Origin of the sequence: Nitrosomonas marina, from assembly GCF_900111605.1 — a bacterium.
GTDB classification, from domain to species: Bacteria; Pseudomonadota; Gammaproteobacteria; order Burkholderiales; family Nitrosomonadaceae; genus Nitrosomonas; species Nitrosomonas marina_A.
Window position 1 is genome coordinate 1 of record NZ_FOIA01000048.1, and the last position, 15,018, is coordinate 15,018.

Annotated in this window: 13 protein-coding genes; 8 read left to right on the plus strand and 5 right to left on the minus strand. The window is 45.5% G+C overall.

The window, feature by feature from the left end; genetic code table 11:
• Positions 1-144 precede the first annotated feature (144 nt).
• The 5 genes from hisC to gyrA all read right to left on the minus strand — a co-directional run bounded on the left by hisC (position 145) and on the right by gyrA (position 7,323).
• Positions 145-1,263: a histidinol-phosphate transaminase gene (gene hisC / locus BMY62_RS14855; RefSeq protein ID WP_090661787.1), complete on the minus strand. Its 1,119-nt coding sequence runs from the start codon at positions 1,261-1,263 to the stop codon at positions 145-147.
• Positions 1,264-1,339: 76 nt separating this feature from the next.
• Positions 1,340-2,413 (minus strand): prephenate dehydratase, encoded by a 1,074-nt coding sequence (gene pheA / locus BMY62_RS14860; protein WP_090661762.1) that lies wholly within the window; start codon positions 2,411-2,413, stop codon positions 1,340-1,342.
• An 8-nt stretch (positions 2,414-2,421) separates the two neighbouring features.
• Complete coding sequence (locus BMY62_RS14865; RefSeq protein ID WP_090661765.1) at positions 2,422-3,630, minus strand: phosphoglycerate dehydrogenase; 1,209 nt, start codon at positions 3,628-3,630, stop codon at positions 2,422-2,424.
• A complete protein-coding gene (serC, locus tag BMY62_RS14870) occupies positions 3,623-4,717 on the minus strand; it encodes a 3-phosphoserine/phosphohydroxythreonine transaminase (RefSeq protein ID WP_090661769.1) in 1,095 nt (364 codons plus the stop codon). Before serC ends, BMY62_RS14865 begins: the two co-directional genes overlap by 8 nt.
• Positions 4,718-4,776: 59 nt before the next feature.
• Positions 4,777-7,323 carry a DNA gyrase subunit A gene (gene gyrA, locus BMY62_RS14875; RefSeq protein WP_090661772.1) on the minus strand — a complete coding sequence of 849 codons (2,547 nt, stop codon included), beginning with the start codon at positions 7,321-7,323 and terminating at the stop codon, positions 4,777-4,779.
• A 312-nt stretch (positions 7,324-7,635) separates the two neighbouring features.
• Here gyrA and BMY62_RS14880 point away from each other — a divergent pair, with 312 nt between their 5' ends.
• From BMY62_RS14880 to BMY62_RS14915, 8 genes are all read left to right on the plus strand, one after another.
• Positions 7,636-8,811 (plus strand): aspartate aminotransferase family protein, encoded by a 1,176-nt coding sequence (locus BMY62_RS14880; RefSeq protein WP_090661790.1) that lies wholly within the window; start codon positions 7,636-7,638, stop codon positions 8,809-8,811.
• Positions 8,812-8,857: 46 nt separating this feature from the next.
• Positions 8,858-9,781 (plus strand): ornithine carbamoyltransferase, encoded by a 924-nt coding sequence (argF, locus tag BMY62_RS14885; RefSeq protein ID WP_090661775.1) that lies wholly within the window; start codon positions 8,858-8,860, stop codon positions 9,779-9,781.
• A 47-nt stretch (positions 9,782-9,828) separates the two neighbouring features.
• The gene (locus BMY62_RS14890) at positions 9,829-11,037 is read left to right on the plus strand and encodes an argininosuccinate synthase (protein WP_090661778.1); all 1,209 of its coding nucleotides are present in this window, start codon (positions 9,829-9,831) and stop codon (positions 11,035-11,037) included.
• Positions 11,038-11,083: 46 nt separating this feature from the next.
• The gene (locus BMY62_RS14895; protein ID WP_090661781.1) at positions 11,084-11,569 is read left to right on the plus strand and encodes a YajQ family cyclic di-GMP-binding protein; all 486 of its coding nucleotides are present in this window, start codon (positions 11,084-11,086) and stop codon (positions 11,567-11,569) included.
• Positions 11,570-11,883: 314 nt separating this feature from the next.
• Positions 11,884-12,261 (plus strand): 30S ribosomal protein S12, encoded by a 378-nt coding sequence (gene rpsL, locus BMY62_RS14900; RefSeq protein WP_090333649.1) that lies wholly within the window; start codon positions 11,884-11,886, stop codon positions 12,259-12,261.
• A gap of 29 nt (positions 12,262-12,290) precedes the next feature.
• On the plus strand, positions 12,291-12,761 hold the full coding sequence (gene rpsG / locus BMY62_RS14905) for a 30S ribosomal protein S7 (protein WP_090661784.1): 471 nt from the start codon (positions 12,291-12,293) through the stop codon (positions 12,759-12,761).
• A gap of 55 nt (positions 12,762-12,816) precedes the next feature.
• Positions 12,817-14,907: an elongation factor G gene (gene fusA, locus BMY62_RS14910; protein ID WP_090661792.1), complete on the plus strand. Its 2,091-nt coding sequence runs from the start codon at positions 12,817-12,819 to the stop codon at positions 14,905-14,907.
• A gap of 23 nt (positions 14,908-14,930) precedes the next feature.
• The coding region (locus BMY62_RS14915; RefSeq protein WP_090333656.1) for a GTP-binding protein at positions 14,931-15,018 on the plus strand (88 nt) is incomplete at its 3' end.

Below are 15,018 nucleotides of genomic sequence, written 5' to 3' on the forward strand. Positions count from 1 at the left end.
ATACCGCACCGGTTGATTGGCGTTTTAGCACTGAGGATGCAAGGATAAAGCTAAAGAGACTTTATCCTAATTTATTAAGTTGAAGGAGTACTAGTAGTGAAATTCAAATTTGCTTGTCAGTGTTCTCTTCGTTGATGAAAAAAATCACACAAGTTCTCCCAGTGCGTTTGCTAATGCTTTGAGGAATCTTTGATTTTCCGATTCGAGCCCGACGGTAACTCTCAGATGATGCGGCATTTCGTAAATGCCCAGCGGTCGAACTATAACGCCCTGGCGCAACAGGTTTTGAAAAACAAGACTTGTGTTTGCGGCGTCACCTTCGACTCTGAATGTAATGAAATTGCCATACGATGGAATATATTCGATGCCGAGTTTGCGGAATCCATCGGTGAGTTGCAGCATGCCTGCGCGATTGAGCGCATACGAGCGCTGGATGAATTCTCTATCCTGCAGTGCTGCAAGGGCGCCGACCAGTCCGATGCTGTTGACGTTAAATGGTTGGCGTACACGGTTCATGAGATTGGCAACTTGCGGATGCGCGAGACCGAAACCAACGCGTATACCGGCGAGCCCATAGACCTTGGAGAAAGTGCGTGTGATAATCAGATTGGGGAATCGCTTGAGCCAGTTGATACTGTCAGACTGGTTGGCCGGAGGCAGATATTCATTGTAGGCTTCGTCAAGAACGACTAGCACATCTTTTGACACGCGTTCCATGAAACGCAATAAATCATCGGCGGATGATAATGTACCGGTTGGGTTGTTAGGGCTGGCGATGAACACCATACGTGTTTCCTGCGTGATAGCGTCAAGCATGGCCGGCAAATCATGGCCGTATTCCCTTGCTGACACGGAAATACCGTTGGCACCAATTGTTTGTGTCACAAGGGGATAGACCGCAAATGCATGTTGAGAATATACGGCAGCTGCACCAGGTTTGAGGAACACGCGTGCTGCGAGATCGAGTACGTCATTAGAACCGTTGCCGAGAACGATTTGCTCGGTATCAACTGCATACAGCTTGGATAACGCTTGTTTAAGCTCAAAACCGCTGCCGTCCGGATAGCGGGCGGCATCATGTAATGCATGAATCATGGCTTCAAGCGCTAATGGGCTGGTCCCCAGTGGATTTTCATTGGAAGCCAGTTTTACAATGTTGCGTTCATCAAGTCCCATTTCTCTAGCCAGTTCTGATATGGGTTTGCCAGGCTGGTAGGGATGTATAGCGCGTATATATTCCGGTGCAAAATCACATAGATTCATAATGTTCAGTTTTTGTCGATAATTATAAAGCTGGTAAATGTGTATAGTTGGTGAATTCCAGGCTGTCGGGTGCATCCTAGGATGCCGGATATGATCCAAGAATTTTCAGGAATGCGGCTTTTTCATTAAGTTCCTTGAGCGCTTCTGCAACATTGGCGTCTTTTTGATGGCCTTCGATATCGACAAAAAAAACATACTGCCATAGATGAGTACGTGAAGGGCGGGATTCGAGACGAGTCATACTGACATTGTGGACAGAAAACGGCGTCAATAATTTATGAATGGCACCCGCATAATTACCCGTAGACATGACTAAAGACGTTTTATCTCTACCGGAAGGCTCTACCTTCTGGGCTCCGAGCACTAGGAAGCGCGTGGTGTTTTTAGAGTCATCTTCGATATTTTCTGCGCAGATTTTTAGTCCGTAAAAATCCGCTGCTCTTTTGCCAGCGATGGCAGCAGCATGCGAGTCTTGTGCGGCCAAGCGGGCAGCATCAGCATTACTACTGGTATTGATATAGGCTGTGTTGGAAATTCCGGGCAGCTTTGTCTGCAGCCAGTGATGACATTGTGCAAAAGATTGCGGGTGAGAATATATTTTTTCAATTTTTGTCAGATCAGTTTGTAAAGCCATCAGAGATTGATGTACAGGTAGCTGGATTTCTCCACAGACTGTCAGCGAAGTTTGCAGCAAGAGATCCAGTGTCCGGCCTACCGCGCCTTCGGTAGAATTCTCTACCGGCACCACGCCATAGCCTGCATTGCCGGATTCAACATTGCGAAATACTGCATCAATAGAATCACATGGAAGTGTGGTAAAGGCGCCACCAAAGCGCCTGGTCGCTGCCTCTTCCGAGAATGTACCTTGTGGTCCCAGACAGGCCACTGTCATTGGTTTTTCCAGTGCCCGGCAAATCGACATGATTTCTGTGAATAGCTGGGCTATGCGCGCATTATCCAGCGGCCCGGGATTATCCTGTTTTACTCGTGCCAGTATCTGTGCTTCACGTTCCGGTCGGTAAATTATGTTGCTTTTTTTAATCAAGCCGATTTGCTGGGCGAGTGCAGCGCGCTTATTGACGAGTTGCAGTATTTCGTTGTCAATTTTATCAATCTCGTTGCGTAACTGTTTTAATTGTTCAAGAGTCATAGGATTGATCAATTAACCTGTCGAGTCGGGAAAGGCACATAGCGTGCAGATAGCACGCCTGAAATCGAAGCGATTTTGTTAATTAACTGCAGTGGAACCGGGCTGTCAACATCGACCAGCGTATAAGCCATTTCACCTCGAGATTTGTTTACCATGTTATGAATGTTCAATCCGGCTTTTGCCAGATCTGTAGAAATCTGTCCTACAATATTGGGCACATTCTCATTGGATACTGCAATCCGATAGGACGATTCCCGTTCCATACTGGTATTGGGGAAATTAACGGTATTGGTGATGTTGCCGTTTTGCAGAAAATCGACCAGCTGATTCACAACCATTACCGCACAGTTTTGTTCCGCTTCCAATGTGGAAGCACCTAGATGCGGCAAGGTGACGACGGACTCATGACGCTGTAATTTACGGCTTGGAAAGTCGCATACATATGATTTTATTTTTCCCGACGAAATCCCGGCCAGTACTGCCTCTTCATCAACAATCGCATTACGTGAAAAATTCAGCAAAATTGCGCCTCGCTTCATATTGCTGATGCTTTTTTCATTGATAAGGTGGCGGGTGGCATCAAGTAATGGCACGTGTACGGTGATAAAATCACTGGCACGCAACAATGCTTCAATACTCTGTGCTTTTTTGACTTCTGACGACAAACTCCAGGCGGATTCAACTGTGATGTTAGGATCATATCCGACGACCTTCATGCCGAGTTTAAGCGCCGCATCGGCGACCAGCCTGCCTATTTCACCCAGGCCGACTATGCCGAGTGTGCGTCCTGGTAACTCTATACCCGAAAAGCGTTTTTTTTCACGTTCTGCGAGTGTATGCAGGGTATCGTCATCACCTTGCAACGTTTCGACATAACGCAGTGCGGGCAACAGATTTCGTGCGGCCAGAAATAAACCTGCAAGCACCAGTTCTTTAACAGCATTGGCATTGGCGCCTGGGGTGTTGAATACAGGGATACCGCGTTCACTCATCGCCTTGACCGGAATGTTGTTGGTGCCTGCACCAGCACGCCCAATGGCCAGTATTGTTCGGGGAACATCCATGTTCAGCATATTGTGCGATCGGACCAGAATGGCGTCTGGTTGTGCGATATTCTCACCGATCTGGTAATTGTCTCTGGGGAAACATTCCAGTCCTGCGGAAGCAATATGATTCAAAGTCAGAATCTTGAAGACTGTTTGTTGATACTCAGGCATTTTTTTTTGCAAACTCTTTCATAAATTCAACCAATTGTGCAACGCCATCGATAGGCATGGCGTTATATAGCGATGCACGCATACCGCCTACAGAGCGATGACCTTTCAGCTGGATCAGGCCGTTTGCTTCGGCTTGTTCCAGAAACATGTTGTCCAGTGCGGGATCTTTCAGCGTAAATGGAATGTTCATTCGGGATCGATCATGCTTGGCGACAGGGCACTGGTAAAATTCACAGGCATCTATTAGTTCATAAAGCAGCGCTGCTTTGCGAATGTTGGTTTGTTCAATAGCCGCGAGACCGCCTTGCCGCTTTAACCATTTTGTCACCAGCCCCGTAATGTAAATTGCGTAGGTAGGGGGCGTGTTATACATGGAGTTATTGTTGATGTGCACCTGGTAATCAAACAGTGTTGGTGTTCCCGGTTGTGCGAAGCCAGCTAGGTCTTCACGGATAATGACTATTACCAGACCCGCTGGTCCAAGATTTTTCTGTGCTCCTGCGTAAATCAGTCCATACCGGGTTACATCCAGCGGGCGCGATAGAATATTTGAAGACATATCGGCTACTACCGGTACATCATTTTTATTGGCAGGAAATTCCGGTGACCAATGATACTCAACACCACCAATAGTTTCATTGGATGTCAGGTGTATGTATGCCGCATTACTATCAAGACGCCACTGGTCTTGTGCTGGAACATACGTAAAACGGGCGTTTTCGGAAGAAGCGGCAATATTGACCTGACAGTAACGTTTTGCTTCTTTTATGGCTTTATCAGACCATTGCCCGGTATGAATGTAATCGGCTTTGGTTTTACCGCGAAGCAAATTCATGGGCACCATTGAAAACTGGCTGGAAGCGCCGCCCTGAAGAAATAATAGTTTGTAGTTAGACGGAATGTTGATCAGTTCGCGTAAATCTTGCTCCAGAGCCTCTATGATCGAGGTAAATTCTCGACCGCGGTGACTCATTTCCATAACCGACATGCCGCTTCCATGCCAGTCCAGCATTTCTTCGCGTGCCTGTTGCAAAACTTCCCTGGGTAATACTGCAGGGCCTGCGCTAAAGTTATAGGTTTGATTCATATATATCGTGCCTAGAAGACTATTTGGTTTGTTTGAATTAACGAAAACTCTTTGTCTTATTATTCCTCTGTGCTTTCAATAACTTTCTCTAACCCTGCCAGTTTTTCTCCTTCGTCGAGATTTATCAGCGTGACACCCTGGGTAGCACGGCTCATTTCCCGAACTTCGTTGACGCGTGTTCGTATCATGACGCCTCCGGATGTGATCAGCATAATTTCATCATCGGGTTTGACAAGTTTTGCCGTGACGACCTTGCCGTTGCGCTTGCTTGTTTTAATAGCAATCATGCCCTGTGTTCCACGGCTATGTCGCGTGTATTCGCCGATCGGTGTACGTTTTCCGTAGCCATTTTCGGTTACAGTCAGAACGGTTTGAGTTTCGTCCTCTGCAACAAGCAATGAAATGACTTTTTGTCCCGGACCCAGCTTCATACCGCGTACGCCGCGAGCACTACGACCCATTGGGCGTACGTCATTTTCATTAAAGCGCATGGCCTTGCCATTATCGGAAAACAGCATCACGTCGGAGTGACCATTTGTCAATGCAACACCGATTAGATAATCGTCTTCGTTTAATCCGATGGCGATAATACCATTGCTGCGAGGTCTCGAAAATTCAGATAAGGGTGTTTTCTTAACGGTTCCTGATGCCGTCGCCATGAAAACAAACCAATTCTCGTCAAATGTTTTGACAGGTAGAATGGCATTGATTTTTTCGTCATCTTCCAGCTGAACCAGATTTATGATTGGTTTTCCGCGAGATGTTCGTCCGCCCAGTGGTACTGAGTATACTTTTATCCAGTAAACACGCCCGCGACTGGAAAAACACAAAATATAATCATGTGTATTGGCAATAAATAGATTGTCAATAAAATCATCTTCTTTGGTACTAGCGGCCTGTTTGCCACGTCCGCCGCGTTTTTGTGCACGGTATTCGTCAAGTATTTGTGATTTAATATAGCCGGTGTGGGAAAGTGTAACGACTACATCTGCAGGAGCAATGAGATCTTCGATACTCAGATCCTGCGTGTCGATAATAATTTCACTACGGCGTTTGTCGCCAAACTGCTGCCGTATGGTTTCAAGCTCGTCGCTGATAATGCTAGTAATTCTTCCGGGGGTGGCCAGAATGTCCAGAAAGTCAACAATTTTGTCCATCACGTCTTTATATTCGTCAACAATTTTGTCTTGTTCGAGGCCGGTCAGTCGCTGTAGGCGTAAGTCCAGAATAGCCTGTGCCTGTACGTCGGAAAGCCGGTAGCCCTGCGATTGCAGTCCAAAATCAGGCGCCAGTCCTTCCGGGCGCAATGTTTGTATGTCGGCCACGGCTCTTGCGAGCATTTCTTCGACCAGTGCAGAACGCCATGTTCTTGACATGAGTGCTTTCTTGGCATCTGAAGGTGTTGCAGATGATTTGATGAGCGCAATGATTTCATCAACATTAGATAGCGAAACGGCCAGCCCTTCGAGTATGTGCCCCCGTTCACGCGCCTTTTTGAGTTCAAATACGGTTCTTCGTGTAACTATCTCGCGTCGGTGGCGAAGAAAGGCAGCGAGAATTTGCTTTAAATTCAGTTGTCGTGGCTGACCATCCAGCAAGGCAACCATGTTCATGCCAAACGTATCCTGCATTTGTGTATCTTTATACAGCTTATTGAGGATAACTTCGGGAAGTTCGCCACGTTTTAGTTCAATGACAATGCGCATGCCAGATTTATCTGATTCATCGCGCAAATCAGAAATCCCTTCTATTTTTTTATCACGAACCAATTCACCAATTCGCATGAGTAAGTTGGCCTTATTAACCTGATAGGGCAATTCATCAACTATGATGGCTTGGCGACTGCCTTTGTCCAGGTCTTCAAAATGCGTACGTGCGCGCATCACAACCCGGCCACGTCCCGTACGATATCCATCATGCACACCGTTGATGCCATATATGATACCGGCAGTTGGAAAATCGGGTGCAGGGATGCATTCGATCAGCTCCTCGACACTGACTTCAGGGTTTTTCAGAAGTTTCAGACTTGCTTCAATCACTTCATTCAGATTATGTGGCGGTATATTGGTTGCCATGCCCACCGCGATGCCAGAGGATCCGTTGATCAGGAGATTGGGTATTTTGGTTGGCAGAATAAGAGGTTCTTGCTCTGATTCATCATAATTGGGTCCGAAATCAACCGTTTCCTTATCCAGATCAACAAGCAATTCATGTGCAATACGTGACATACGGATTTCTGTATAACGCATAGCAGCTGCATTATCACCATCAATGGAACCAAAGTTGCCCTGGCCGTCTATCAGCATATAGCGCAAAGAGAAGTCCTGTGCCATGCGTACAATGGTATCGTAAACTGCGGTGTCGCCGTGTGGATGGTACTTACCGATAACATCACCAACGATACGGGCTGATTTTTTATATGGTCGGTTCCAGTCGTTTGATAATTCATGCATTGCAAAAAGTATGCGCCGATGGACTGGTTTAAGACCATCTCTGACATCGGGCAGTGCGCGCCCGACTATAACGCTCATTGCGTAATCGAGATATGATCGGCGCATTTCCTCTTCGAGGCTTACTGGCAGAGTTTCTTTGGCGAATTGATTCATTTTTTATGATTAATTAAGAAACAGCTGGTTAAAGTAAAAGTGCTGGCTTGGATTTCCGGCAAGTCAAAATTCTTTTATTTTACCATGTTGCAATTCTTCCTCTGGAACTTTAACGTGTCGTTGTCGAAAAAAACGATGCATGGCAAGTCGGTAAAAGAAAAAAGGCTTGAAAATACAAATGATATAGGCGAAGATTACAGCTTTTTTTAAATTTGGGTGTGGCGGGATAAGTGAATGTATCACACTGAATTAAAGTCTTAAATTTTCTCTGGATAACTTTTAAAATGTACAATGAGCGAGCAGAATAAAGACATGTCATATGTGATGAATACTTATGCGCAGCTTCCTGTCACTTTCGTGAAAGGTGAAGGTGTCTGGCTGTGGAGTGACACGGGTGAGAAATATCTTGATGCGCTGTCAGGGGTGGCCGTATGCGGATTGGGGCATTGTCATCCACGGTTGGCAGAAGCGCTGTGTAAGCAGGCTCGCACGCTGATACATACGTCCAATATTTATTTTATCGAAAAGCAGGAGCAGCTTGCTGCCAGACTGACTTCATTGTCAGGTATGGAAAAGGCTTTTTTTTGCAACTCGGGAGCTGAAGCGAATGAGGCCGCCATCAAGCTTGCGCGACTATACGGTCATAACAAGGGTGTGTCTTTGCCAACCATCGTTGTTATGGAGCGTGCATTTCACGGTCGTACTATGGCGACATTGACAGCGACTGGTAACCGTAAGGTGCAGGCGGGATTTGAACCGCTGTTGTCTGGTTTCGTGCGCGTACCATACAATAATCTGGAAGCTGTGCGGCAGGTTGCTGTTAACAACAAGAATGTGGTTGCGGTCCTGGTTGAACCGTTCCAGGGAGAGGGTGGGGTAAATATTCCGCAGGCGCATTATTTGCATGAATTGCGCATGTTATGTGATGAGTATGGCTGGCTGTTGATGCTTGATGAAGTTCAATCGGGAATCGGGCGCAGTGGAAAATGGTTTGCGTTTCAACATAGCGAAATTATCCCCGATGTAATGACGCTGGCCAAGGGCTTGGGTTCGGGTGTTCCGATTGGTGGCTGTCTGGCCCGGGGCATAGCTGCAAATACATTTAAACCGGGCAATCACGCATCAACATTCGGTGGCAACCCATTAGCGTGTACGGCCGCCATTGAAACGCTTGCAGTGCTTGAGGAAGATGGACTTATCGATCATGCCAGCGCCCTGGGAAAGTTTATTCATGATCGTCTGGAATCGCAGCTAGCTGGGCTGGATAAAGTTGTTGAGATAAGAAGCCAGGGATTGATGATTGGTATTGAGCTTGCAATGCCCTGTACTGAACTGGTGAGGAGGGCATTGGAACAGAAACTGCTAATCAATGTGACCTCTGAGAAGGTGGTTCGTTTGCTACCAGCGCTCGTTATGAAGCAGGAAGAGGCTGTTCTGGTCGTGGATACGGTCTGTCAATTAATAAAGGAGTTTGTTGTAGCTGGTTAGATGGCGTGCTTATGTGCCATCTCTCAGTCGCGACTGTTGTTATTTTATGCAATTGAAGCATTTTCTGCAGGTCACTGATTTAAGTCGGGAAGAATATGAACATTTGTTCGAACGTACCCGGTGGATGAAGCATGCGTTTAAACAATATCAACAATATTGGCCACTGGTAGATAGAACGTTGGCGATGATTTTTGACAAAAATTCAACCAGAACGCGATTGTCGTTTGAAGCTGGTATGAATCAGCTTGGAGGCACGGCAATTTACCTTTCGACACGTGATACACAACTGGGACGTGGGGAGCCGGTAGAGGATGCTGCGCGTGTGATATCACGCATGGTAGATCTGATTATGATCCGTACACATGAGCACGATATTTTGCAACGTTTTGCGCGGCATTCCCGTGTTCCTGTTATTAACGGCCTAACTGATGAATATCATCCTTGCCAGATAATGGGAGATATTTTTACCTATATAGAACACCGGGAAAATATCGCAGGTAAGAAAGTGGCTTGGATTGGTGATGTAAACAATATGTGTAATTCGTGGTTGCAAGCTGCGGAGATATTCGACTTTAAAGTTCATGTTTCCGCGCCCCCTGGTTATGAAGTCAATGCAGAAAGGATAGGCTTAGTCAGTACAAAAAATTTTGAATTGTTTTCTAGTCCGCACGATGCGGTCAAGAATGTGGATCTGGTTACGACAGATGTCTGGATCAGTATGGGTTTTGAAGCCGAGGCTGAACAGAGAAAAGCAGATTTTGCTGATTTTTGCGTGGATGCGGAAATGATGGCCCTGGCAGACAAAGATGCTGTTTTTATGCATTGCCTGCCAGCCCATCGAGGCGAGGAAGTAGCTGCAGAGGTTATTGATGGTTCTCAATCCGTTGTGTGGGAAGAGGCCGAAAATCGCCTGCACACACAAAAGGCGTTGATGGAGTATTTGCTGCTGGGGAAGATACGGCATAGTTGATTGTATGCGCTGAAAGTGCAGTTTGGTAATTCACGGATAATTACAACATGAAAAAAATAAATAAAGTAGTTCTTGCCTTTTCAGGCGGACTGGATACATCGGTTATTCTCAAATGGTTGCAGGATACCTATCAGTGCGAGGTGGTAACGTTTACTGCAGATATCGGTCAGGGTGAAGAGGTTGAGCCTGCGCGCGCAAAGGCTCAACAACTGGGCGTCAATGAAATCTATATAGAAGATCTGCGGGAAGAGTTTGTTCGTGATTTTGTTTTTCCCATGTTCAGAGCTAATGCCATATATGAAGGCGAGTATTTGTTGGGAACCAGCATAGCGCGTCCGCTTATTGCCAAAAGACAGATAGAGATTGCACAGGAGACAGGTGCGGATGCTGTGTCTCATGGTGCTACAGGAAAGGGTAATGATCAGGTACGCTTTGAATTGGGATATTATGCGCTGCAACCTGAGATCCAAATCATTGCGCCATGGCGCGAGTGGGATTTGACTTCACGGGAAAAACTTTTGAAATATGCAGAATCGCATCGTATTCCTGTCGAAATGAAAAAAAAGGAAGGATCGCCATACAGTATGGATGCTAATTTACTGCACATATCCTATGAGGGTCGTGGTCTAGAGAATCCAGCTGTTGAGCCAGAAGAGTCCATGTGGCGCTGGAGTGTTTCTCCTGAAAATGCACCGGATACAGCTGAGTATGTGGAAATTGAGTTTAAGTGCGGGGATGCGGTTGCGCTCAATGGAAACTTAATGACACCAGCGCAAGTATTAACGACACTTAATCAGCTCGGCGGAAAACATGGTATTGGAAGACTGGATCTGGTGGAAAATAGATATGTAGGTATGAAATCGCGTGGCTGTTATGAAACGCCGGGAGGAACGATTTTATTACGCGCCCACAGGGCTGTGGAATCTATTACTATGGATAGGGAAGTCGCACATCTAAAAGATGAACTGATGCCGCGATACGCTGCGTTAATTTATAATGGATACTGGTGGAGCCCGGAGCGTAAAACATTGCAAGCTCTGATTGATGGAACACAACAAGATGTTAATGGGTGGGTAAAACTGAAATTATATAAAGGTAATGTTATCGTTGTTGGAAGGGGTTCAAGAACACATTCATTGTTCGATGAGAATGTGGCTACATTCGAGGATGATGCGGGTGCATACAATCAGGCCGATGCTGCGGGATTTATCAGGCTCAATGCGCTTCGCTTGCGTATAGCAGCTAAAATAAAATAAACAGCATTGTCCATAATTGATACATCATTTTTGTGAGGTGGCGTGGATGCCAACATTTGACATCGTTTCAGAAGTTGATGGTCATGAAGTAAGAAATGCTGTTGATCAGGCTAATAAAGAAGTAAGCTCGAGATTTGACTTCAAGGGAACAGATGCGCGAATCGAGCAGTCTGAATTATTGCTTACTGTATATGCAGATGATGAGTTCAAGCTTGAGCAGGTTCTGGATATTCTGCGCTCAAAACTTACTAAACGAAAAATAGATGTTCGTTGCCTGGAAAAAAAACAGATAGAGAAAATTAGTGGTAACAAAGTAAAGCAGGAAGTTTGTGTCAGAACAGGATTGAACTCAGACTTGGCTAAAAAAATTGTTAAGATCCTTAAAGAAAATAAATTGAAAGTACAGGCAAGTATACAGGGTGATAGTGTTCGTGTTTCGGGAGCAAAAAAGGATATATTGCAAGAAGCAATACAAATAGTGAAGAGTTCGATCACTGATTTTCCTTTACAATATCAGAACTTCAGAGATTGATGCTGGGCTGAGAATCAATACGAATTATTATCAACGACAAACTGGAGTGTTTACGCTGAAAGGCAAGAATGGTGTATACCCTCCTTTACAGTTGTGAATCGAATAATTTATTCTTTCTGGGCGATCGAACTAAACCTTGACACAAACTGGAAAACCCCATAAAATCCGCAGTCTTTTCTATCGCACAAGCACTTAGAATCGAAATCAAAAGAACTGGTGCGGTAATACCTATCCGCTGAAAGTGGTAGCAAAAAAATCTAAGTAAATAAGGTTGGACGGCTTTTGCCGTCCCAGTTTTTTTAGGACATAGTAATATGCCGACTATTAGTCAATTAGTACGCAAGCCGCGCGAAGCAAAGCGCGTAAAAAGTAATGTGCCTGCGCTAGAAAGTTGCCCGCAGAAAAGAGGCGTTTGTACAAGGGTTTACACCACAACGCCAAAGAAACCAAACTCAGCGCTGCGAAAAGTGGCCAGGGTCAGGCTGACAAATGGTTACGAGGTATCAAGTTATATTGGCGGTGAAGGGCATAATCTGCAGGAGCATTCAGTAGTTCTGATCCGTGGCGGCAGGGTGAAAGATCTGCCTGGTGTACGCTATCACACAGTAAGGGGTAGTTTAGATACTGCGGGTGTGAAGGACCGCAAACAGGCGCGATCCAAATATGGCTCGAAAAAGCCTAAAACTGCTTAATGATTTATTACCCCAAAGGATAGAGAATAATGCCAAGACGTAGAGAAGTGCCAAAGCGTGAAATATTGCCAGATCCTAAATTTCATAATATCGAGCTTGCTAAATTCGTCAATGTGTTAATGACGCGCGGAAAAAAATCTGTAGCTGAAAGAATAATATACGGAGCGTTGGAACATATTGAAAAGAAAACTGGCGGAGATCCCATGGAAGTGTTTACTCAGGCCCTGACAAATGTACGTCCGTTAGTTGAGGTCAAAAGTCGCCGCGTTGGAGGTGCTAATTACCAGGTGCCTGTGGAGGTACGCTCAGTACGTCGGAATGCATTGGCGATGCGTTGGTTGCGGGATGCGGCAAGAAAGAGAAGTGAAAAATCGATGGATATGCGATTGGCGGGTGAATTGGCAGAAGCAGCTGAAGGCAGGGGGGGTGCTGTCAAGAAAAAGGAAGAAGTGCACAGAATGGCGGAATCCAACAAGGCATTTTCTCATTTCAGATTTTGAAGGTTTTGTAGACTAGTTCTTTTAATACAATAATTTTTTGGTAGGGCAATTGACTGTGGCAAGAAAGACACCAATAGAGCGATATAGAAATATCGGAATTATGGCGCATATCGACGCTGGTAAAACAACCACTACTGAGCGAGTGCTCTTCTATACTGGCGTATCGCATAAAATTGGTGAAGTGCATGATGGTGCTGCTACCATGGACTGGATGGAGCAGGAGCAGGAAAGAGGAATTACTATAACTTCGGCAGCTACAACATGTTTCTGGAAGGGTATGGATGGCAGTTATCCTGAGCATCGAATCAATATCATCGATACTCCGGGTCACGTTGATTTTACCATTGAGGTTGAGCGGTCGCTGCGCGTACTTGATGGTGCGTGTACTGTGTTTTGTGCTGTTGGTGGAGTTCAGCCGCAAACTGAAACGGTGTGGCGGCAAGCAAATAAATATCATGTTCCGCGCCTGGCGTTTGTGAATAAGATGGACAGATCAGGTGCAGATTTTATGCGCGTTCATGAGCAGATACAGACGCGGTTAAAAGCGACGCCTGTACCAATACAATTGCCGATAGGTGCTGAAGATAAGTTCGAGGGCATTGTTGATCTGGTCAAAATGAAAGCCATTTATTGGGATGACGAAACCAAAGGGCTTAAGTTTGAAGAGCGGGATATTCCGGATAATCTGAAGAAAGATGCTCAGGAATGGCGGGAAAAGATGCTCGAGACAGCGGCAGAAGCTGATGAAGATCTGATGAATAAGTATCTTGAAAGTGGTGATCTGGATATTTCAGATATCAAGAAAGGAATCCGTCTAAGAACCATCAATAATGAGATAGTACCCATGTTATGCGGCACGGCCTTTAAAAATAAGGGCGTTCAAGCCATGCTGGATGCGGTATTGGATTATATGCCATCACCTACAGATGTGCTTGCCATACAAGGTACGAAAGAAAATGGGGATGCTGAGCAAAGAAAATCCGATGATAATGCTCCATTCGCCGCGCTGGCCTTCAAGGTTGCTACAGACCCGTACGTTGGGCAACTAATTTTCTTCAGGGTTTATTCGGGTGTTGTTAATTCTGGTGACTCGGTATATAACCCAGTCAAAGCGAGAAAAGAAAGAATAGGCCGTATTCTTCAAATGCATGCAAATCAGCGTGAGGAAATTAAGGAAGTCAGGGCGGGGGATATTGCCGCTGCAGTAGGTCTGAAGGATGTGACAACTGGTGATACTTTATGTACTCCCGATTCAGTTATCACATTAGAAAAAATGGATTTTCCGGATCCGGTTATACACGTAGCGGTTGAGCCAAAGACCAAGCTGGACCAGGAAAAAATGGGTATTGCATTGAATAGACTTGCTCAGGAAGATCCATCATTTAGGGTCAGAACCGACGAAGAATCTGGACAAACAATCATTTCTGGCATGGGTGAACTGCATCTGGAAATCATTGTTGATCGAATGAAGCGTGAGTTTGGAGTCGAAGCTAATGTGGGTGCTCCTCAGGTAGCATACAGGGAAGCAATCAAAAAATTGATAGAAGTTGAAGGCAAGTTCGTTAAGCAATCAGGTGGTCGCGGGCAATATGGCCACGTTTGGCTGAAAATGGAACCAAATGAAGCCGGTAAGGGTTTTGAGTTTGTAGATGAAATTAAAGGTGGCGTGGTTCCGCGCGAATATATACCAGCGGTTGAAAAAGGTTTGATTGACACCCTGCCAAATGGTATATTAGCAGGTTTTCCGGTCGTTGACGTAAAAGTAACGTTGTTTGATGGTTCGTATCACGACGTGGATTCAAATGAAAATGCTTTCAAAATGGCAGCATCAATGGCATTTAAAGATGGGATGAGAAAGGCAAATCCTGTTCTGCTAGAGCCAATGATGGCAGTCGAAGTGGAATCGCCGGAAGAGTTCATGGGTAATGTGGTTGGTGATTTATCTTCGAGACGAGGAATGATTCAGGGTATGGATGATGTGCCTGGCATGAAAGTGATTCGTGCCGAAGTGCCGTTGGCGGAAATGTTTGGTTATTCAACTGCGTTGAGATCGGCAACTCAAGGCAGGGCAACTTATTCAATGGAATTTAAGCATTATGCTGAGGCGCCCAAAAATGTAGCCGAAGCGGTCATTAACAAGAAATAAGGTAAAAGCATAAAGGACAGGTCATGGCAAAGAGCAAGTTTGAGCGTTCGAAACCACATGTAAATGTGGGCACGATAGGACATGTGGATCATGGTAAGACGACGCTGACGG